The 21,441-nt window shown below is 44.1% G+C and carries 18 protein-coding genes and 1 pseudogene; 12 read left to right on the top strand and 7 right to left on the bottom strand.

All coding sequences use genetic code 11. From position 1 onward, the window contains the following. Positions 1–475: 475 nt before the first annotated feature. Positions 476–718: pseudogene (locus tag HGH91_RS07530) on the bottom strand (transposase); the annotation flags it as partial. A gap of 153 nt (positions 719–871) precedes the next feature. Next, positions 872–1,627 carry a hypothetical protein gene (locus HGH91_RS07525; protein ID WP_168737802.1) on the bottom strand — a complete coding sequence of 252 codons (756 nt, stop codon included), beginning with the start codon at positions 1,625–1,627 and terminating at the stop codon, positions 872–874. Between the two features lie 569 nt (positions 1,628–2,196). Here HGH91_RS07525 and HGH91_RS07520 point away from each other — a divergent pair. The 9 genes from HGH91_RS07520 to HGH91_RS07480 all read left to right on the top strand — a co-directional run bounded on the left by HGH91_RS07520 (position 2,197) and on the right by HGH91_RS07480 (position 9,021). After that, complete coding sequence (locus HGH91_RS07520) at positions 2,197–2,373, top strand: hypothetical protein (protein WP_168737801.1); 177 nt, start codon at positions 2,197–2,199, stop codon at positions 2,371–2,373. Between the two features lie 42 nt (positions 2,374–2,415). Beyond that, positions 2,416–2,589, top strand: a complete 174-nt coding sequence (locus tag HGH91_RS07515) for a hypothetical protein (protein ID WP_168737800.1) — start codon at positions 2,416–2,418, stop codon at positions 2,587–2,589. A 46-nt stretch (positions 2,590–2,635) separates the two neighbouring features. Further along, positions 2,636–2,803: a hypothetical protein gene (locus HGH91_RS07510; RefSeq protein WP_159455959.1), complete on the top strand. Its 168-nt coding sequence runs from the start codon at positions 2,636–2,638 to the stop codon at positions 2,801–2,803. 38 nt (positions 2,804–2,841) lie between these two features. Next, complete coding sequence (locus tag HGH91_RS07505) at positions 2,842–3,003, top strand: hypothetical protein (protein WP_168737799.1); 162 nt, start codon at positions 2,842–2,844, stop codon at positions 3,001–3,003. A 44-nt stretch (positions 3,004–3,047) separates the two neighbouring features. Continuing rightward, positions 3,048–3,215 (top strand): hypothetical protein, encoded by a 168-nt coding sequence (locus HGH91_RS07500; RefSeq protein WP_168737798.1) that lies wholly within the window; start codon positions 3,048–3,050, stop codon positions 3,213–3,215. A 94-nt stretch (positions 3,216–3,309) separates the two neighbouring features. After that, positions 3,310–4,338 (top strand): grasp-with-spasm system ATP-grasp peptide maturase, encoded by a 1,029-nt coding sequence (gwsG, locus tag HGH91_RS07495; RefSeq protein ID WP_168737797.1) that lies wholly within the window; start codon positions 3,310–3,312, stop codon positions 4,336–4,338. A gap of 112 nt (positions 4,339–4,450) precedes the next feature. Further along, positions 4,451–5,521, top strand: a complete 1,071-nt coding sequence (gene gwsS, locus HGH91_RS07490; RefSeq protein ID WP_168737796.1) for a grasp-with-spasm system SPASM domain peptide maturase — start codon at positions 4,451–4,453, stop codon at positions 5,519–5,521. A 1-nt stretch (position 5,522) separates the two neighbouring features. Beyond that, entirely contained in the window at positions 5,523–7,730 is a 2,208-nt protein-coding gene (locus HGH91_RS07485; RefSeq protein ID WP_211092216.1) for a peptidase domain-containing ABC transporter, read from the top strand. Beyond that, entirely contained in the window at positions 7,720–9,021 is a 1,302-nt protein-coding gene (locus tag HGH91_RS07480) for an HlyD family secretion protein (protein WP_168737795.1), read from the top strand. The genes HGH91_RS07485 and HGH91_RS07480 overlap by 11 nt, the downstream gene beginning before the upstream one ends. Before the next feature lie 588 nt (positions 9,022–9,609). On the opposite strand, the gene HGH91_RS07475 is transcribed toward HGH91_RS07480, so the two are convergent. The 3 genes from HGH91_RS07475 to HGH91_RS07465 all read right to left on the bottom strand — a co-directional run bounded on the left by HGH91_RS07475 (position 9,610) and on the right by HGH91_RS07465 (position 13,385). Continuing rightward, positions 9,610–11,283, bottom strand: a complete 1,674-nt coding sequence (locus HGH91_RS07475) for a tyrosinase family protein (RefSeq protein WP_168737794.1) — start codon at positions 11,281–11,283, stop codon at positions 9,610–9,612. 2 nt (positions 11,284–11,285) lie between these two features. Then, positions 11,286–11,681: a hypothetical protein gene (locus tag HGH91_RS07470; protein WP_168737793.1), complete on the bottom strand. Its 396-nt coding sequence runs from the start codon at positions 11,679–11,681 to the stop codon at positions 11,286–11,288. A 189-nt stretch (positions 11,682–11,870) separates the two neighbouring features. Then, entirely contained in the window at positions 11,871–13,385 is a 1,515-nt protein-coding gene (locus tag HGH91_RS07465) for a hypothetical protein (RefSeq protein ID WP_168737792.1), read from the bottom strand. 745 nt (positions 13,386–14,130) lie between these two features. On the opposite strand from HGH91_RS07465, the gene HGH91_RS07460 reads away from it, so the two are divergent. After that, positions 14,131–14,745, top strand: coding sequence for an inclusion body family protein (locus tag HGH91_RS07460; RefSeq protein ID WP_168737791.1), 615 nt, complete (start codon positions 14,131–14,133; stop codon positions 14,743–14,745). A 153-nt stretch (positions 14,746–14,898) separates the two neighbouring features. On the opposite strand, the gene HGH91_RS07455 is transcribed toward HGH91_RS07460, so the two are convergent. After that, on the bottom strand, positions 14,899–15,282 hold the full coding sequence (locus HGH91_RS07455; RefSeq protein WP_168737790.1) for a nuclear transport factor 2 family protein: 384 nt from the start codon (positions 15,280–15,282) through the stop codon (positions 14,899–14,901). 229 nt (positions 15,283–15,511) lie between these two features. Here HGH91_RS07455 and HGH91_RS07450 point away from each other — a divergent pair, with 229 nt between their 5' ends. Further along, positions 15,512–16,951 carry a serine hydrolase gene (locus HGH91_RS07450; protein ID WP_168737789.1) on the top strand — a complete coding sequence of 480 codons (1,440 nt, stop codon included), beginning with the start codon at positions 15,512–15,514 and terminating at the stop codon, positions 16,949–16,951. A 239-nt stretch (positions 16,952–17,190) separates the two neighbouring features. On the opposite strand, the gene HGH91_RS07445 is transcribed toward HGH91_RS07450, so the two are convergent. Further along, positions 17,191–17,928 (bottom strand): M57 family metalloprotease, encoded by a 738-nt coding sequence (locus HGH91_RS07445; RefSeq protein WP_168737788.1) that lies wholly within the window; start codon positions 17,926–17,928, stop codon positions 17,191–17,193. A gap of 753 nt (positions 17,929–18,681) precedes the next feature. Between HGH91_RS07445 and HGH91_RS07440 the strand changes: the two genes are divergently transcribed. Further along, positions 18,682–21,435, top strand: coding sequence for a hypothetical protein (locus tag HGH91_RS07440; protein WP_168737787.1), 2,754 nt, complete (start codon positions 18,682–18,684; stop codon positions 21,433–21,435). Positions 21,436–21,441 lie beyond the last annotated feature (6 nt).

The raw sequence follows: 21,441 nt of genomic DNA, 5'->3' as shown, positions 1-21,441 counted from the left end.
ATTAAACATAATATATCTAACCATATAAATATAATGTGAATTATAAGATGAATTATAAGATAAAAAAAGGCATTTTGGATACTAAAGGACAGTCATTAATATCTTCGCTTAATGCCCATAATTATGCTATATAAATAGGTCCAACATCAGAAGACGGTAAGTGGATAACTGAGAATCTTTATTTATGTCCTATTTGCTTGAAGTATTTTTTTTATTTGAAGGACAATGAGTTCGATAGAAACGAGGAGTTTACGGAAGATCATTTTCCTCCCAAAAGCGTTGGGAAGGCAAACGATTTTGGTGTGTAAGAAATAGCAGGTATAAGTACCCCAAATTTTTGTAGGGACTATTTCAGTAAGTGTGTAACTTAAAAATCGGAGGATTAAGTTAAGAGCTAGACTCTCCCTCTTTTATCAAAAAGAGGGACTATTTCAATAAGTGTGTAAACTTAAAAATCGGGGAATCAGGATAATAATTAGATTCTCACCCTTTTATCAAAAATAGTTAAAAACTGATTCAGGATCATACCCCAGTTTCTAATGGGCATGGTCCATTTTTTTGATACTTCCCGTAATGGCAGGTATACAGATTTAAGCACGGCTTCATCGGTAGGGAAGGATAGCTTGTTTTTGGTGTATTTTCTAATTTTACCGTTCAGATTTTCGATGAGGTTTGTCGTGTAGATGATCTGTCTGATCTCCAGGGGGAAGTCAAAGAAGACATACCCATCAGCGCACCACTGATCGCAGTCAGGATCAAACCTATATTGCGCACCTTACTGAAAAAAGGTGGGGTAGATGCAGTGAGTCGTTGTGCAAGTTTCATATACACAATTTAGCGTTAAGAAATGCCGGTCCATAAATGCCGGTGATTACATACCGGAAATGTCCACCAGTGCAAGGGCATTGTAAGTGCCATTTTTAAGGCCATACATAGTCCCGTTAACGTGCTGGTAAAACTCAACACCCAGTGCCAGGAACAGCGGTTTGGTGCTGTTCGCTGTCACATTCACCGTCAATGCCATAACAGCAGTAGGTGTAGCGTCGATGGGCAGTTCAGCGCTGGCAGTATTGCCATTCACGAACGTTTCCACTTCGAAATCAATCTCCGCACCGGCAGCCTGCACCTTGAAATGGGTAGCACCCATAGGAGCGGCCACCATGTTCACGGGAACGAACGGCGGAATGTCCACCTTCAGGGTGCCTGCAACGCGATCAATGGCGGTGATGAATGGAGCGTACAAAGCCCCGGTCAGCCGGCTGTTGTTGTTAAACTCAAAACCTTTGAGTAACTCAGCCTCTCCATCAATCACATTGCGAAGGCCTCTGGCGTTGGTGGCATCTGCCTGGATCACCTTCACCATTTCACGGGTCAGGCGCGACGCCATATAGCTGTCTCCGATGTTCAGTAGCATGGCCCGGAAGGCGGTCCGCAACACTTTACTTGCTTTACCAGCACGGCCGAATTCTGCTCCGTTTTCACGGGTACGGATAAACGCCGGATCGGTGGCAATCCTGTTGGCGTTCACGCTGGTTTTTTCACGTGCCAGGTGTCCGGATTTCGTCTTGTAAAACGTGATGTTGCCGATGGTTCCTTGCAGGGGAATAATTCCACTTTGTTTTGCCATATAGAAACAATTTTAAACAAGAATAGGGCTGTTTACATAGCCAAGCCCGTTAGGCTCACATCTGCGCAGGATGTAATAGTTTTATTGGTAACCATTCCAAACCTAAGCCGGTATTTTTGTTCAAAGAAATTTTCATTCAGATTAGCTCATTTTAATATGGAATTGTATCTGGAAGGGTAGTGGTTAATACAAAAAATGGCGATGAATGTCTGTTATATGTATAGAACAAGCTATAGGAGATGGGTAAATTTAGATAGTTGATGTACACGCTAACCGCACTGGTTGAAATTATCTGTAACTATGAGCCGTATCAACAGCGTGTTTAGAGTATAAGTATTTCACTAAAGTGATAACAGGATACCGTTATGTCCATTGAATATTACCGGTAGAAGTGAACGCCGGAGGATTTGGCGCTGAACTGGGGTCGCTTACCCGGGTTCTCATTTACTTCCGGCGCAAACATTCCCCCGGACACCGCAAATATCGATCGCCCTCACTCAAATATTCATCTCGCCCCAACGGTGTAATTCCTTCGGCTATTTTTACGTCATCATTAAAAACTACATCACATGAAAAAGTTACAAAAACTGGTTGCCAAAGAGGTAACATCCCCTGAAACCCTGAAAGGTGGCAGATTAATGCAGTTGGAAGCTTTCACCGACGGTGGTGACAAAACTACCTACAACACCGCCTCCTGGAATGGCAGACACTATGTTACTGACGTAAATCAGGACCCCGGAAATTAATCGTACTCCGGAAAAATGTTAACCTGTTAAATTGGAAAAACGATGAAAAAGAAATTGTCAAAACTGAATGCAAAGAAGGTGGAAGCACCTGCAGCCATTAAAGGTGGCCTGTTACAAATGGTCTCCGATACTTCAGGCGGCGATTGTTACTTCACCACCGCCTTTTGTACCCAAAGAGGGGATCAGTTCTCCTGCGATCACAAAACAGATTGTTAATGGATCACCCGGAAAAAAAACCGTTTAACCTTTAAATTAAAAAAACATGGACAAGAAACTGTCAAAACTGAATGCAAAAAAAGTAGAGAACTCCGAGGCAGTTAAAGGCGGCCTGATGGCGCTGGCTAGCATGGAAATGGATGGAGGCGTTACTACCCACTCTGCTACCCAAAGAGGTGATCAATACTTCTGCGATCACAAACAGGACAACTAATCAACCTTTATTTATTCATTCATTCAATATTACAATACATGAAAAAGTTAGAAAAACTGGTTCCAAAAGCGGTAGCATCGCCTGAAACACTGAAAGGCGGCTTAATGCAGCTGCAATGCCTGGAAAGCGACGACAAAACTACCAGCAACAGCGCTTCCTGGAATGGCAGACATTATGTTACTGATACCAAAGCGGACTAAGTACCCCCAAAAAAAAGCAGTTAACCTGATAAATTAAAAACAATATGAAAAAGAAATTATCCAAACTGAGTGCAAAAAAAGTTGAGGCCCCTGAAGTAATTAAAGGTGGCCTGATGGCACTGGCTAGCATGGAAATGGACGGCGGTGTTACTACCCACTCTGCTACGCAGAGAGGTGATCAGTACTTCTGCGATCACAAACAAGACAACTAATCAATCATTGCTCCTTCCGCATCATGATGAAGGAAATCAAGGAACTGCCAGCTATTGCTGGCAGTTCTTTTCCCGCAAAAAATCATATCCGGTCATGTCTAAAAAGATACTCATATTAAGTCAGTCCTACCTGGAAAGTACTACAGACCAGGTTTGCCAATGGATGGACTATTTGAAAATACCTTACCGGCGGTTGAATGGTGAAGACTTCTTCCGGTTTCAACAGCTTAGTGATCTGCCGGATAATACAGAAACCGCCGTGGTTTGGTACCGCAGGAAAATCGCTCACTTTCCCGCAGAGTTTAGCCTGAAGCAACCGGACATTAACAGCCAGTACACCCTGAAACGTTTTCTGGTAGACGAATTCAACGGCCTGCATTCTTTTCTGTTTCATTCCATTGACGCCCAAAAATGGCTGAACGATCCCCTGTCAGAGAAAAACCTGAATAAACTGCAGGTATTACAATTGGCCCGCCGGTTAAACATCCACACGCCTTTTACGGAAGTGGTCACTACCAAAGCAAAAATTATGGCTTTGCTGGAACAATACCCCGCATTGATCGTAAAGCCCCTCAGCGAATGTATTTTACTGGAGGATACGGAGCGCCGGGCTTATAAAATGCTGACCAGTACCATCGATCAAAAGAGCTTGAGCGCAGTACCGGAAACGTTTTTCCCCTCTCTGGTACAGGAAAGGATTGTCAAAAAATTTGAGATCAGGACCTTTTACCTGGATGGTGCATGTTATTCCATGGCCATCTTCTCCCAAAACAACCGGAAAACAACAGATGATTTCCGGAATTATGATAACCATCGGCCCAACAGGACCGTACCCTATAAATTACCCGCTGAGCTGGAACATAAACTGGACCAGCTCATGAAAATACTGCGCTTCCGCACGGGATCCATCGACTTGATGGTGGACATGCAGGGGAACTATCATTTCCTCGAAATTAACCCCGAAGGTCAGTTCGGCATGGTATCCCATCCCTGCAACTATTACCTGGAAAAAAAATTCGCACGGTTACTTCATCAATCTGTTCTCCATGAAAAAGAAATACATCAGCAACCTGAAAACAAAGAAAATGCTGCCCCTGCCACTGTATTTTCTGAAGCAGAGTGAATCTGTTGCCTCCCTGCCCATCACGAAGTTTGAGAAAGCCTCGAAGGTTAACGCGGAAGGATTCGAACTGTATAATTTCTATAAACCGATCTCAAAATTCTGATTTTCTGTCATGGAATATCTAAATATATACGCAAACTGTCAACTGGTAAAGGGCGCCAATATGTCGCTGCTCTGCGATCTGCAAATGCGCCGGTTTTATCACCTGCCGAATGATACTGCTGAAGTATTGTTGTTCCTGCAACAATATTCCATCGACGAATGTATCGCGCATTATGGGGAAGATAACCGGGAAGCTATCACCGGTTATGTGGACTTCTTCGTCAGCCGTGAGCTGGGATTTATCGACGACCGTATCCTGCCGGAGCTTACCGCAATGGAGCTCACCTGGGACCGCTTTGCGGATATTACCAATGTTGTTATTGAATACCAGGAAACCATCGACTATAGCGGACCATTTTTCCGGGAGCTGCTGGACCAGCACCTGGAAGGGCTGGAGATCAGGTTTTATCAACCAGTGGCGCTGCCTGAACTGAGGGAATTACTGGCATTGTTCAGCGATTCCACGTTGCGGCATATCAAACTGGTACTACACTACGAGAAAAGCCTGAATAAAGCCACACTGGACGAACTGGTGAAGAAACACCAACGGGTAAAATCCCTGTTACTACATAGTTCCCCGGAGGAAAAGCTTGAAAAAATATTCTCGAATTCTGTACCGGTATACCATTTCACCGGAGAAATCAACTCCTGCATGGCCTGCGGCGAAATACGTGCCAACCACTTTACGGTGAACACGGAACTGTTCACCGAAAGCCTGCGTTTTAATAGCTGCCTGAATCGTAAACTGAGCATAGATCAGCAGGGATATATCAAAAATTGCCCTTCTATGCGGGAGAACTATGGCCATGTCGCAGATACCTCCCTGCAGGCAGTGCTGGACAACAAAACGTTTAGCCGTTACAATCATATCCGTAAAGATGATATCGCTGTTTGTAAAGACTGTGAATTCCGGCATGTATGTACTGACTGCCGGGCTTATATAGAAAATCCACAGGACATCTATTCAAAACCCCTGAAATGCGGGTACAATCCATACACCAACAACTGGGAAGAATGGGCGCAACATCCGATGAAACAAGCCGCTATCGGGTGGTATGGAATGGCAGAGATAATCAAATGATATGAAGCTGAAAAAATTTCCTTTTTACAAACAGCCTGACGGGAAGGATTGTGGTCCTACCTGTATTAAAATCATCAGCAAGCATTATGGCAGGCTGACAGATATACAGGCTATCCGTACCCTCGCGGAAACAACGCGGGAGGGCAGCTCTTTAGCGGGATTGTCTGCGGCTGCGGAAGGATTGGGATTTAAGTCACTGGCGGTGAAAATAGATTTTTCCACGCTGGTGGAAGAGGCACCACTGCCTTGTATTTGCCACTGGGGACAACAACACTTTGTTGTCGTTTATAACATCAAAAAATCAGGCGGACGTACCCTCGTTCACGTGTCCGATCCGGCCTACGGGCTGATTACCTACACCCAGCAGGAATTCATTGACAGTTGGATGGGCAAGGGAAAAAAGGGAAATGATGAAGAAGGAATTGCCCTGCTGCTGGAAACTACGCCCGAATTTTACGAATCAGAAACCCATACACCTGCTAAGAGGAAGGATATTTCCTTCCTCTTTAGCTATTTTTTCCGGTACAAAAAACTGATTACTCAGCTCACCCTCGGCCTGCTGGCCGGTAGCGTGCTGTCACTGATCTTCCCCTTTCTCACACAGAGTATTGTAGACATCGGCATACAGAACCATGACCTGAATTTTATCTACCTGGTACTACTGGCACAGGTGATGTTGTTTGTGGGAAGAACCGGAATAGAAGTGATACGCAGCTGGATCTTGTTACATCTGTCCAGCAGGATCAATATCTCCATTGTATCGAATTTTTTTATTAAGCTGATGAAATTGCCCATCAGTTATTTTGATACCCGCATGACGGGGGACATCATGCAGCGTATTAATGACCACCAGCGCATAGAACAGCTGATGACCAATTCGTCGCTGAATACGCTTTTCTCCATGGTGAACCTGGTGATCTTCAGTATTGTATTGCTGTTGTATGATTACCGGCTCTTCCTGATCTATTTGCTGGGCGGGGTGCTGTCTATTGCATGGATCTCTTTCTTCCTCAAAAAAAGAAGAGACCTGGACTATAAACGTTTCTCCCAGGTATCGGAGGAACAAAGCAAGGTGATGGAACTGGTGAATGGGATGCAGGAAATCAAGATATACAATGCTGAAAGACAGATGCGCTGGGGCTGGGAGTTTATGCAGGTAAAACTGTTTAAGATCCATATCAGTTCCTTGTCCCTGGAGCAATGGCAAACCGTTGGTTCCAATTTCATCAACCAGATGAAAGACATCTTTGTCAGTTTCCTGGCAGCCAAACTTGTACTCGACGGTAACCTGACACTGGGTATGATGCTGGCAGTACAGTATATCATCGGTCAGTTGAATGGCCCGCTGGTACAGCTGATGGATTTCGTAAAGCAGGTACAGGACGCTAAGATATCCCTGGAAAGGTTGAGCGAGATCCACGAAAAAGAAGACGAAGAACGCAGTGATATACAAACGGTGATGGATATACCGGAACAGGATATTGTATTGGATAATGTTTCTTTCCGTTATGTAGGCGCTGGTTCCCCTGTATTTGAAAACCTGAGCCTGCGTATTCCGCATCGTAAAACCACTGCCATTGTCGGTGCTAGTGGTAGTGGTAAAACTACATTGCTGAAGTTGCTCATGAAGTTTTATGATCCGGTGGAGGGAGAAATAAAGATTGGCCATGCGCCCCTGAAACATGTTTCGCCGCGCTACTGGCGTGATCAATGCGGCGTGGTGATGCAGGAAGGGTATGTGTTCAATGATACCATCGCTAAAAATATAGCCGTCGGCATTGATGATATTGACCGGCCACAGTTGCGCAAAGCGGTTGAGGTGGCGTGCATCAGGGATTTTATTGAAAGTCTGCCCCTGAATTACAATTCAAAAATCGGCAACGAAGGTATCGGTATCAGCGGTGGCCAGAAACAACGCCTTTTTATTGCCCGGGCTGTCTATAAAGCGCCGGAGTATATCTTTTTCGATGAAGCTACCAGCGCGCTGGATGCCAATACGGAAAAGGCTATCATGGGCAACCTGGAACAGTTTCTCAAAGGGAAAACAGCGGTGATCATCGCTCACCGCTTGTCAACCGTGAAAAATGCAGATAAAATCATCGTACTGGATAAAGGAAGGGTAGTAGAAGAGGGGAGTCACGACGAACTGGTGTCGCTCAAAAAAGAATATTACAGGCTGGTAAAAAATCAATTGGAACTTGGAAACTAAAAAAGATATACTGGACACCGTGCAACTGCATTCGGAAGGGGTGCAGGACATTCTGACGCTGCCTCCGCACTGGATGATACGCTGGGGTAACACCGTTATTATGTTAATCCTGCTGCTCATTTTACTGATGAGCTATGTGATCAAATACCCCGAGTTTGTACCTTCCAAGGTGATCATCTCTTCCAGCAATCCGCCGGAGAAGCTGGAAGCACGCACCAATAGCAAGGTGGAAGAAATCTTTGTGGAAGACCACCAAAAGGTAACGAAGAACCAGCTTTTGCTGGTGTTGCAGTCCACTGCAGACTACCGGGACGTGATCCGCCTGCGTAATATCATGGATTCGCTGGATAATAAGGCATTGCCCCATTTCCCCTTGGTGGAAGTAGCCCGGTTTAAGCTCGGGGAGGTACAGGCTGACTATAATGCTTTTGCCAAAGCGCTCACAGATGAACAGCTATATACCCGCTTGCAGCCCTATTCTCCGGACTTCGCTGCGACAGAGAAGAGCCTCACGGAGTCACGTAACCGCATCCGCACCCTGCAACAGCAAAAAGAGCTGGAGCAAAAAAAGTATGAAGTCTCCAAACGGGAGTTCGACAGGTACCAGGAACTGTTTAACGAAAAAGTGGTGTCTGCGGCGGAGATGGGCCAGGAGAAAATCAAATTCCTGCAGGCGGAACAGAATATTGAAAATCTTAATGTTACGATTTCCCAGTTGCAGGAGAGTATACTGGGTATAGAAAAAACGAGAAGCGGTGTGGCTATCAACGCGCAAAAAGACCAGATTAACCTGAGCTCACAGACCGCCCAGCTGTTTGAGCAATTGCGACGGTCTGTTAAATCCTGGGAGCAAAACTACCTGTTCACCTCTTCCGTAGACGGCGTGGTAGGCTTTCAGCAGTTCCTGGGTAAAAACCAGTTTGTAAAGTCAGGTGATATACTCGTTGCCGTTATGCCGGAAGATAAAAATATGCTGATTGGCCGCCTGCAGGTACCAGCCACTAACTCCGGCAAGGTGAAAGAAGGACAGAAGGTACTGCTGAAACTGGACAACTATCCTTACCAGGAATTCGGCTCGGTACAGGGCAAGGTAAAAAGCATCGCTAATACCCCCGATAAAGATGGTAACTACTACGTGAATGTGATCCTCCCGGATGGCCTGAAAACCTCTTTTCACAAAACACTTGCCTTCGATAAAGAACTAAAAGGCAATGCAGAGATTGTTACACAAGACCTACGGTTGATAGAACGTTTCTTTTATCAGCTGCGAAAATTACTTCGGTTCGGGTGACCTTCAGCAAAAAAAACGGACAGTTTAAAAGGGGAGAAAAAGGTAATTATTGATGCTGCAAAGAAATGAATGATTTAATGGAAACCCAAGTCTGTCTACGGTAATAACCTTCATCTATTGGGTCTATTTCAAAGAGAGGATCTGCCAGGGATGCTTTTTAGTATATATGCTTCTGAGGACTGGAGTAACCTGCTACAGTTGGTGTATAGCAATCCGGGGAATATGACAGCCGCCATGATCTTTTCCAAAGATTCAGTCAATACCTTGCTACAGTCTAATAGTATCATTGATCCGACAAAAGAAATATCCCAACCGGAGAAAGCTATTGTCAGGTAATAACTGCTAAATATGATGTCCCCAAAAGTCATAGACCTTTTGGGGACATTATAAAAAACATGCTGGCGAAGTAAATAACTAATGCCAAAGCTATCTGTACAACCTCAAAAAGGGATTTATACAGTCAATTCGCCTTTCAGGCTGAACATTATGATCATAGTAAAAAGCAGTGCTATCAACATTAGGTTGGGCACTCCATAAAAAAAGAGGGCGCCCTTTGAGACACCCTCTTTACTTTTATCAACAGGAATCTTATTTTACCTCCAGCTTATAAGGCGGCGTATCCGCTGCCACCAATGACCTGAACTGTTTAAAGCGTTCTGTATTCTGTTGCTCACGGCCCAAAATTTCTAGATGAAATTTCATTCCGCTAACCTCTTCCTCCGTGTACTGATTCAGACTAAAGGCGCCAGATATTCCCAGATGCGCCTGGCAATTAGCACAGCCCCCAACATCCCAGCGGCTCAGCACAGACTGATAACCGACAAGATATCTTTTATCATCCCCTTTGGTGGCATATACACCAACAATAAAGGAGCCTTTGATACCTCCTCTGCTAAGCCCTGAAATATAGAGATGCAGATCGCTTCGCTTTGAATCAACAACCTTGGCAGCTCTTGCAGCTGCAACAACATCGTTTTCCGACAATGAGCCATCGGTATAGGTGTAATTCAGCTGTGATTCAATATTTATGCAATCTTCTGAGGTGAAATAGGTAGTATCTGGTTTTATAAATGGTTTCAGCGCAGTTTTCATAGTCAGTGTTTCATTCTCCGTTTGCCCGTGGGCAGGGCCTTGTCCGTTGCCACCATTGAAACCATTTGAGGTGCCCAGATCTGCGGGGTCCTCGATGATGTCAAAAGAATCCGTAAAACCATGCTTTTGCTGCCATAACCAAAACACACGATCTATATTACAGTGGTGAAAAAAGAAGATAGGATCCAGTCCTGCTGTATCGTTCTCACCCATATCACCATTTGCATCTGGTAGCTGAGATAAATCATAGCCTCCGTTATTTATGCCGGTAGGAAGATTAAAACCACCAACTGCCAAATGAATATCGTTGTGCGGATGCTCCAGTGCAGTGTACCCTTTACCATAATAAGCAGCAGATTGCGTATTGGAAAATATCGTATAATTAGGAGCGTCAAGACAATCACTGAATGCCTTTGCTATACCTGCCGGTCGTGTTGTCCCGTCTCCTGGGCCACATCCGGGTATGTAGTAAGTCACATTATTAAGCCATTGTAATACATTCGCATTCAGCAAGGCAATATTGGCGTTAGGATCGAAGAAATTAGCATTATACTCGTAAGTAGTGGCCTGGGCCTGCGGCGTGCCCACAAGGCCTGACAGCGGGTATCTTACTGTTTGGTAACCTTGTGGTTTGCTATAAACGGAGTCGTCATTGTTCACCTGGTCAGTTATTTTTTTAGGAAAAATAAATGAGGCCAGCGGATTGTCGATGGCATTATTATCATCCGGTACAATGCCCTTATCACGCAAACACTGCGGGAACTCTCCCTTGAATGTAAACTTCGGAGCTGTAAGTGCACGCGGTATACCATATGTTGTTGAGTAGGAATCTGTCTCATCCCAATAGGGTTGCATTACATCCTCACAACCAGGAGTGGCCTGCAGGGCTTTTTCCAGCTTGTATACATATACCCTGTGCCAGGTGGGGAAAAGCACATTCTGGTGATTACAGTAGCCACCCCACCATTGCGGGTTTGTAGCGCCTTCTCCGGCAAATGGTTCTCCGTGATACCCACCTATCACAAAAAGAGAGTTAGGGTCAGTAGGCGGTAATGCTTTAATATAAGCCCATGCTGTCATCAGTTTTTCCAGATCATTATTGATGCCTGCATCATAATCATTCTGAATTTCAATTATAGAGCGGCGAACGCCTTTGCCATTTCTTGTCATAGTTAAGCAATTTTATGTTTCTTGTGAATAAGTTTCAAGGATACATTGGGGAAATTATTCAATAAAGATCCTGTCAGGATCATGCCAACGCCCACAATCAGCGACCATTGCGCGCCAGGGAAGAACGCGCGGCTGCTCATAATAAAAACCGCACCCAGCATGCTGATAATGAAAGGCAGGTAGCCTGCCACTCTTATCCGCTTATACAAAAAGAAAAGATGTATCGCCAGGAAGACCATCATTACAGGCAGCAGCCATTTCATATAAGGTAGCTTCGCCAATCCCAGGCTACCGAACATACTCATATAAACAGCCCAGCACATAGGACATTTCGGAAAAAAAGCAATCAGGATGCTCAATATGACCGAAGGTACACTCCTGGCTGTTTTCGAGGACATCGTCCCCGATGATGGCTGCTCATCGGAATGCCTGACATGGCAATTACAAGTGTTGCATTCATTTAAATTTTCCATAGCCCATATTGATATTGTAAGAGGAAAGGCCGAAAGGTATTTTTACGTAATCCAGCCACGGATAATGATTTTATCCACGTCACTAAATAATTAAATCTCTAAATATCAACGTATTCATTTTTTCTTTTCTGCTTTCTCCAGCTTTTCAAATGAAGCTATATACGCTTTCAGTTTGTCGTCTGTTCTGTCGATATCTGGTACTTTATCCGGCTGATTAGAAGTCGCATCCATCAAGAAAGAGAAATCAGCTCCTATTCCCTGGGCAGCGCCATGGCAGCCCTGACAGCCTCCCATACTGTAATGTTTTCCATTTATGAAAACATTATGACGTCCATCATGAGGATGCTTGAAGCCGCTTCCTCTGAAATTTCCCAGTGTTCGATCTGATTCTATGACATAGTTAGCCAGGTAGAAGCTGAATGAAGTGCTATCATTAGTAGGCATGCCCTGCACACCTACCAGGCGGTAATTCAACCAGATGGATTTTGGATTCTTTTTCTTTAATTGATCCTGTACATATTTGGTGGAAGCATCTGCCACAACGGATATTGGATGAAAACGATCGTATCGTTGTGGTGTAGGATTGCCTTTTCGTGGCAACTCTATGTAACCCATGCTATCATTTTCAACATCTACATGTTCAAAGGTAGCAAAGGTGAAAGCAGGGTAGTTAGCAAGTTTATGGATGATATGAATACCTATAAGCCCGTATGTTTTGTTTACGGAAACCGTTTTACCTGTTTTCGGATCCTTTTCATAGACAATTACTTTCCGGGTAAAATGGGTATTTGCTTCTGCGTCATTGGTCATCTCTCTCCAGGCGCTCTTTACCTCCAATGCCCCGGTATATTTACCAAAACGTGTATCAGGATCCTTAGCGTTTCCACATGGCAGGCAAAATATACCGGGAGGGCAATTACAATTGCCTCCTGTATACTTACCACCTGGATAGTCTTTTGGATTATAATAGGCTGAATCCTTTTTGATATTGCTGGCAGTTTTATTTACCGCAGCTATTAAAGACGCCTCATCAGGATAATTCTTACGCTTGTAATCATATTCATCCCTGTTTACTTTTGCCTGATACAATACCTGATATTGGGTATTGTACAGATTGACTTTTGCATACAGGTCACAGGAGCCAATTTCATTGTTCTCGTCCAGGTTATTGAATAAAGTTGTATCAACACTATTATCCTTGCGGGGAATATATTTTTGATAATCATACCTCGGAACCTTATCGAAAGGGAGCGTATTCCCATGATTAGGTCTCAGCTCAACACGATGAGCATAGGTTTCCCATACTACCGGATCATTCATTGGGTAAGCGCTTTGATCATTATATGTCCATTGGGGATCCGCATATCCTCTGTATACGTGCGTATTTTTCTTATAACTTGATTTCCAGTTCAGCGCAAAAAACTCATTCCAGGCAAAGCTGCATAGAGCGGCAGAATCAGCGTATTGACTCAGTGTATTGGGAACGGTCGAATCGAATGTTATATTAAAACTAAACTGTTCCGCTTTTCCATGCACAGCCGCAGCCCTGGTGGGCGACTGCTTAAAAGAAACGATCAGGGCTGCCCCTGCTGCAATACCGGTGGTAATAATGAGGAGTGCTTTTTTCATAAGCTGAAGTGTTTGATAAATGGATAGAATTAACATTTTCTGTTGAAGAAATGAAATGACAGATCAGGCAAAAAGTACAATGCTTTCTGGCTTAATCAGGACAAAAAAAATAGGTAATATGAGCGCGTATCAAGTGCTGAGGTCAAAGGTTATTTGAGGGTTGAATTAAATGCTGTAACGGGTAACGTACTGTTGAATCTTATGAAACAGGGCGGATAGTTCTGAATAATGATTGTCTAATCTATTTAAAAAAATCCAAAAATCAAATTTTTTCTATACTATTACAAAGAAGCGGTCTAAAAAACATGGTTCATTATATACTGTTCGGATTGCTAATTATAAATTAGATAGAAAATATTGACCGGTTAGGAATATATTTTTTATAAAAAAATTCTTCCCGTCAAACAAAATAACATCTGCGCTTGTTGTTAAGGCAGCAACTTTTTATCATTAACTCAAAATAACCGTGATCTAAGGCGTTATACCCTACCCAAGATTACTGCACGAAAAGACTGGAAAAGCTATAACAAAAACATTTACGGGCATAAACATTCATCTGTAATGTTAACGGTTAGTCTTTACTGCCAGGACTTTACAGCCGTTTCATTCATGAATGCTTAATACATTTGGGGGATACTATGCCCTGTCATGATTGTTTTCTTCGTTTCCAATAGCTATTTCTTAAATAAATGGCGGATACCGAAAAGCCATAACAGAGTAGGTATAAACTTAAAAATCCTATTTTATGACAACCACAAGAACAAAACCAGTAAAAGGTGCTCACACAGATCAGTATGAACCAGCTGATATTGAAATTACCATAGTGATCGACACAAGCTATATAATTAAATATTGTGAAGATCACAAGATTGATCTTACCAAGTACACACAAGATAATCCATATCCGATAGACCATGATAGCGAATACATGGTTTGTACCGGATCACGCGGAATCATCAGTGGTCAGGGTACCGCCGACTTAAATTTCAAAGCACATGTAGAGGATACCGTTTCTTTCCGTGCAGTATCTGCTTCTGATAATCAGGATAATGCAGTGATTTTGTATGGTATTGTTAAGAACCCGAATGTATCAGGTAATGACGACGTATTTGACACATTTCAATATACCCCTGTAACAAGAACAGGTGCAGTAGTAGTAAATCCAGACAAAGATTCAAATGGGTTGCCTCCGAAACAGAAATCAGTCACCTTTTATTCCTATAAAGCAACGGTAGGTCAACCTGGAACCGAAGCATTTATGGTGAATTTTGCGCTATACACGTTGGATGATTCCGGAAATAATCAAACCATATATGGCTATTTCCAATGGGATCCAACCATTACGGTACCAAAACAATAACACACACATATCCAAAACTTAAGGCTGACTAAAAAGCATATGCCCGGTATATGTTTTTTAGTCAGCCCTCTGCTGTCATGCTATATCTGTGCATATTTAACCCTTCACATTTCTGGTAGTTATCTTACGGGGGGCTTGTTATGTTATAAACGCTCACTGCAGCTCTTCCCGATAGGAGATCTTATCTACGATCCACCATTTCCCGTCTAACTTTACCAGGTTAAACCGGTCAATGAACCGGAAGGTGTCAAAGGTCAATTGTACGTGGGCCGACCCGGTGTCCCCATCCCAGGTATATGACAGAAGTTCCGGTTGGCACTCCTGCAGTGTTGCCTGGGCAACCAGGTCCAGGTATTGTGGCAGTGTCCATTGAACCAGCTTTCCGGCTATGATGGTCCTGATGCGTGCATCGGGGTGAAACGCCGCCCGGAGCCTTTCTATGTCTTTTACCGGACGTCCCTGTAGATAGTCATTCAGTGTCAGCAGGATCAAATGCTTTTCGTCTGCTATACCGGCTTTGTTTACTGGAGTTTTCATGTGCTATACCCTGTTTTGTTTTGATGATACAAAGCTATGGCCTCACGCTGTTTTGCTGGTTGGTGTTATCAAATGAATAATTGTGAAATTCAAAGAATAGGATATCCCATACTTCATGGTGTCGATGAAAGTCGGTCTCGGCAAGTTATCCAGAACGCCGGCTTCCATTTTTATTGTATCATTGTGCTGCACCTTTCCGGTAGACCAGTTTCCAGACCAAATAACAACCATGAAAACGAACCTTATCACCCTGCTTCTTATCCTGGGCGTGTTCCGTGTAGGTTTCGCGCAACAGCCCGATATCGATAGTTTCATAAAAAGAGAAATGTTGGAACGGCGCATTCCCGGGTTGCAACTGGCGGTGGTGAAACATGGAAAGATTGATTTGATGAAGTCATACGGCATGGCTAACATTTCCAACCGTGTTCCCGTAAACAATCACAGCATTTTCGCGATTAACTCCTGTACCAAAGCTTTTACCGGTGTAGCTATTATGCAGCTGGTGGAGCAAGGGACCATTTCACTGGATGCTGCGGTAGGGGATTATATCGATAGCCTTCCTGAAAAGTGGCAACCGGTAAAGATCTGGCAATTACTGACACATATTTCCGGGTTGCCGGATTTGTTGAAACTGTTAACCGCCACCGGCGGTGGCTTACCTGCCGGCGCAACAGAAGCTGCTATATGGGAGAAGCTAAAAACAGTGCCCATGGAGTTTCCCACGGGAGAGCAGTTCAGTTACAACCAAACCAATTATGCTTTGCTGGGAAAGATCATCGACAAATACAGCCACCAGCCATTTAGTAAAGTATTTGAAGAAAAACAGTTCCGACCGGCCGGCATGAAGGAAACAGTTTTTGGCGATTCAAGAGAGGTAATCCCTGATATGGTACAGGGATACAGGTATGTAACATATATGGATGGGCAAAACCTGCCCGCTGAAAAACTGGTGATGAACTATGCAGAATTTGCCCCAGGCCGGCGAACAGCCTCCGGCCTGAACAGCACTGCCGGTGATATCGCTAATTGGATCATCAGTTTGCAGCAAGGTAAACTGTTTTCTTCCAAATCTTCCCTTACCCGGCTTGGGACGCCCGGCACTTTTAACAACGGTACGCCCACGCAATGGGCGCTGGGCTGGATGACTAAACCACGTCCCCATCATCGTGCCATTATCGCCACCGGCGGCGGACGCTCGGCATTCGTCGTTTATCCGGATGATGACCTGGCGATTGTTGTGTTAACCAACCTGGCAGGCTCCTACCCGGAAGACATTTTGGATGAACTGGCGGGATACTATAACCCGGATATTCCGGCCGCTGACCCAATTACCACCTTGCGCATGCAGCTTAATAAAAAAGGATTTGACCAGGCATTACCTGTTTACAGGGAACTTCAAAAAGCACGGCCTGGCTTTAACGCACCGGAAACGGAGCTGAACGACTGGGCCTACCGGATGATGAGCAGCCGGCGGCTGAAGGAAGCCACTGCTGTATTCAAACTGGTAACAGCAATTTATCCCGACAGCTGGAATGCTTATGATAGTTATGGGGAGGCACTGCTAAAAGGAGGCCTGCGGGAAGAAGCCATTAAAATGTACCAGCAGTCTATTAAGCTCAATTCCAATAATACCAACGGGAAGAAAATATTGCAAAGTTTACACCAGTAGGCTGCCGTGCAGGAACTTGAGCAAGCATTGTTAAACCTTATTATTACCAGTTATTATCATCCGTTTTCTTCTATGATAAGGGAAAACGTGCCGGCCGACAGCTTATTCTGGATGCCGGGAAAATAAAAATCCGCTCCGGCAGGCCGGAGCGGATACCTGTTATATCCCGATCATTTCATCATGTGGATAGGTTGCTTATCTTTTGCAGATAAGCTACTGGATAGTGGCCATAACAGTTTTTAATATAACCACCGTGCGGCTATCTTGTCATAGTTTGATAATACGGTAGCCCCGACATTGCACTGACCTCCATTCATCAGAGAATTTGCATCAGTAGCAGGCGTGCCGGGGACTATCGCACCGTTGGGTTCATTTGTGTGGGTGATGGAAATGTTATGCCCAATTTCATGCGTAATAGTGCGCTGGCGTTGTGCGAAACTGTTACCAGCAATAAGCGTTTTGTTGATTTGGATAAGATTACCAGCGCTGCCACCGGAAGGAAAGGTGCCCCGGCCGCAGATACCTTCACCGAGATCGGCATCCCTGATTAATATGTCATAGGGTGCATCGTCAACTATGCTGAAGTGTAAAGCTATATCGCCCCCGATATTGTTCCACTGGTCAATAGCAGAATTGATTTCAGGCATCATCGAAGTCATGCTGGGATCTACTTTGATGCGAACATTCAACGCATTAGCAGCAGTCAGCTTGCTACCTGACCACCTTTGCTCTGTGGACGCTTTGCCTCCAGGAACTTTCATGTCTTTAGGGAAGCGAATATCGTCATCAACGATATATGCGTCGCCGTTATCAACGATATTGCGCTGGGAAAAGCCCAGGCTTTGAATGTAAGTGAGCACTTTGGCTGCATTATCTTTTTTTTCAGGAGCTACAGGCGCATTAGCGCTTTTGCTGCATGAAGCCAGAAGTAGTGCTGATAGTACAATAGAAGAGAGTGTTTGAATGTTCTTTTTCATTGTTAATTTGATTTTGGGTAATTGTGGATAGTGATCGAAATATACAGGATGACATGTACAGTAGCAGAAATATTGCTATTTCGCTTCACTGCTGGTATGTTTTTAAGTTTAAAGCTTATTGCTATCGGGAAAACCTCCAGACTTGCGGTAGATGGAAGGATTCACACGGGTTGTATTTGGGTTTTTACAGGGTAAATTGTAGGTTTTATACTGCTGTAAACAGGTTACACCGTAATCATATTATATGCAAATAGGGCTCGATCTGCATCATTTTTCCAGGTTCACAGCTTTATCTCTTTTGTTATGGGTATTATTTTAATTAAGAAAAGGCGTGCATTTGATCATTGTCACTTACTGAAGGTATCTTATAATTACCTGGGCTATTTCAGCAGTTATGGCAAGATACGTCTTATCCTTTGCTACTGCAGGAAAAAATAAATTGCTCACTGGTTGAATGCACCAAAGATATCCAATGAAAATATACAAGGCTTATCGAATATTACCCCATTGTATATAAAAATTAACTTGTTTTAGTTAGGATGCTTGACGATAATAATATCGCACATTAGCTGTCGAATCCGGATAGCGTGACGACTGGTCGATGGTAAAACTAATACCTCCCTGGGCAACGCACAGCGAAAATTTTAGAAGCTCCTGCTTTTCAGACAATACCGGCATGTCTTGATTTTTTCAAAAATAAGTCCGAACTTACTATAGACGACCCAGCGCCGTCCACCCCAAACATTAATCCTTATGAGTATGCCCAATGCCGTGAAATGGATTAAGCTGGAATTTGTTCGTATCCACGAAAGTATGTTGACGTTGAACTATGAAGATAGTTCCGGGGAAAAGGCTATTGCCTGGGAAGCGTTTCAGATGCTTGAGTTAGAAGGTTGGCCAGAACCGTTGTTTATCGATCCTGTTCTATTGCAGTATATAGGGATATTTGTAGATAAACTGCCCAGATTGCTTGGAGACGAAAAGGAATCATTTTCCGTCTTTGCAGATATCGGGGGAATCTCCCTGTGGCCTCACCTGCCACTACTCCGAAAAGACGCTTTAATCCGGCAATTGCTGCCTGTCATTATCCCCCGGGGGGCTGATTGTCAGCTCTACTATTTTAATAAGTATATTCTTTCAAAGCCGGCAAAAAACTACCGGAGCAGAATTGGCTATGGGTTCGTCAATGGGATGCTGGTAGATCAGCTGTCTGATTTAATTTCCCCGGAATTCCCATTTGAGCGATTAAGCTTATTTGAAGGCTGGTCCTTATACGATATATTAATATTGGGGTATTGGGAGCTCATGAGTATTTTGCGGACAGGGGGATTTAATGAGTCCAATCGATTGATCATTGTAATAGTATCTGATGTTGACTATTACGACTACCAGGGAGATATTTTGAATTTTATTTATGAGACGCTGAAACTATTGCCTGTTAACAGTATTATCCTTAATTCATCTACCAGCCAGTTACGTTATTTACAACAATTATTTTATGGGTTGGCCAACGGTGTTTCTTTGCATGAGCAGTTGGGTTCTATCCGGGAAGAAAATTTGTATCCTACCCATCCGATATTAATGTCCAGCCCGGATGGTAATCTGGATTTCCATTTTCTCCCTAAGAAGGATAATATATTTGTAACGGAGGCTGCTAATGAGCGGATGTCCAGCACTAAAGGTGAAAAATGGATACTGATAGATGACGACGATAATAAAAGTAAAAATAACGACGCCAACATACAAGAAAAGGGTCGTAAAGTAGATGTAGCAGTTGAGGAGGGGGAGCGCCCCGGGAAGTGGTTAAGCAAATATTCGCGGATAAAACGTGGTGCTTTTTATCGCCTCCATGTCAAAATAGGTCAGATAGGGTCGCATAGCCTGATGACAGGGAAGGAGCCTTCGATAGACCCATTGCTGCCTGACCTTAAATATGAAAAGGGACACGAGATTGATATCGTGGTGTTTCCAAAGGATTTTGCATTGAAGTCAGCATCGTTGCAGACGATATTTTTACCGTTGGAAGGAGAATCGAAGGTGGCCACGTTCGACCTGGTGACCCCTGAAGAGGGGAAAATAGCCAGCTTGAGGATAGGCATTTTTCACCGCAATGTTTTACTGCAGTCGTTTATCCTGGAGGCCAGGATGGCAGGCTGGATCAGTTTTTCTTTGCTTCCGGCTATTAGTGTAAGGTTGGATATTGCCAACTCGGAGAAATTTGATAACCTCAGTGAGCTAAAGGAACGGAGTTTGTTTATTGGCGTGAACGGGAATCAAAATGGAACACATTCGATTTTCTTTAAGAAAGAGGAGGTCGCAGAAGAGATTGCCGGGATCAATCAAGCCGATATTGAAGCGGCGCAAACCCAATTTTGCCAGCTGATCAGGGATATTTATGGTGGACAGGAGGTGCCCAGGTATAACCTGAAAGAGCTGGAAGGGCGGCCACTTAGCGAGTCGTTTTATGAAGATGTACGCAAGTTGGCCAAGTTCGGCTCTGGTAGATATAATTTATTTTTTGAACCTTCCAAAACGCCCCTGGGTAAGAAGTTAAAGGAGATCAGGGAGATTTCTGACCAGCAGATCACGATTGCCAGGCACCAAATGGATTTTGCCTTTCCCTGGGCAGCTATTTACGACTATCCGATGCCCACAGACATAAAGGGGAGTGCTCCGCACCCTGTTTGCACCGGTAAGCCTTTTGATCCTGGTCTGTACAAGGATTTTTATGATGCGTCCTGGCAGGGATGCCCGCATAACCCTCATTATAAATGTTATTGTACTTCAGGTTTCTGGGGTATACGTCACCGTATAGAACAGCTGTTAACTACAAACGCTGCAACTAATTCGGTAATGACATTGAGCGTTAGTGCCAATCACCGTATTATTTTCTCCAAAAATTCTACCGACCAGGCCACTATCCAGTTAAGCAGCGATTTGCAATCACTTCCGGCGCAACTCACAGAGATGACTTACGATAAGGATCTCCTCTCGCTGTTGTGGGATAGTAAAACCAGGCCGTTAGTGCTCGCCGTGATCGGGCACCTGGAAACAAATCCCATCAATGGCGAGCCGGATTGCTCCAGGATTATTACGTTCCCGAAAGCGCTATGGCCTGCAGGCCTTGGCACTATTCCGCCTGAGAAATGGATCTACCAGCAACTATTGCAAAATAAGATTATGCGCGATGATGCCTGGGAAGGAGAGCCCCTCCCCATGGTGTTTTTAATCAACTGCAGTAGTATGGCCATGAATTTTAATAGCCTGGACTCTATCTCCAAAGCGTTTCATACCGCCGGCGCAGCTGCTATCATAGGTACGGAGGGTACCATACACGCCAGTATTGGCACCCGGTTCCTAAAGCAAGTGCTCGAAGATCTCTATTTGAGGCAAATAGAGCTGGGAGAGGCTATCCAGGCATTTAACAAGGGTATGTTTGCGTTAGGGGCCCCGGTGGCATTTATCTTTACCTGTTTTGGTAATAGTAATCTCAAACTTGTCAAATAAATAACC

The sequence above is a fragment of the Chitinophaga eiseniae genome, assembly GCF_012641265.1.
Classification (GTDB): domain Bacteria; phylum Bacteroidota; class Bacteroidia; order Chitinophagales; family Chitinophagaceae; genus Chitinophaga; species Chitinophaga eiseniae_A.
The sequence above is the reverse complement of the archived record's forward strand: the minus strand, read 5'-3'. Positions and strand labels throughout refer to the sequence as shown.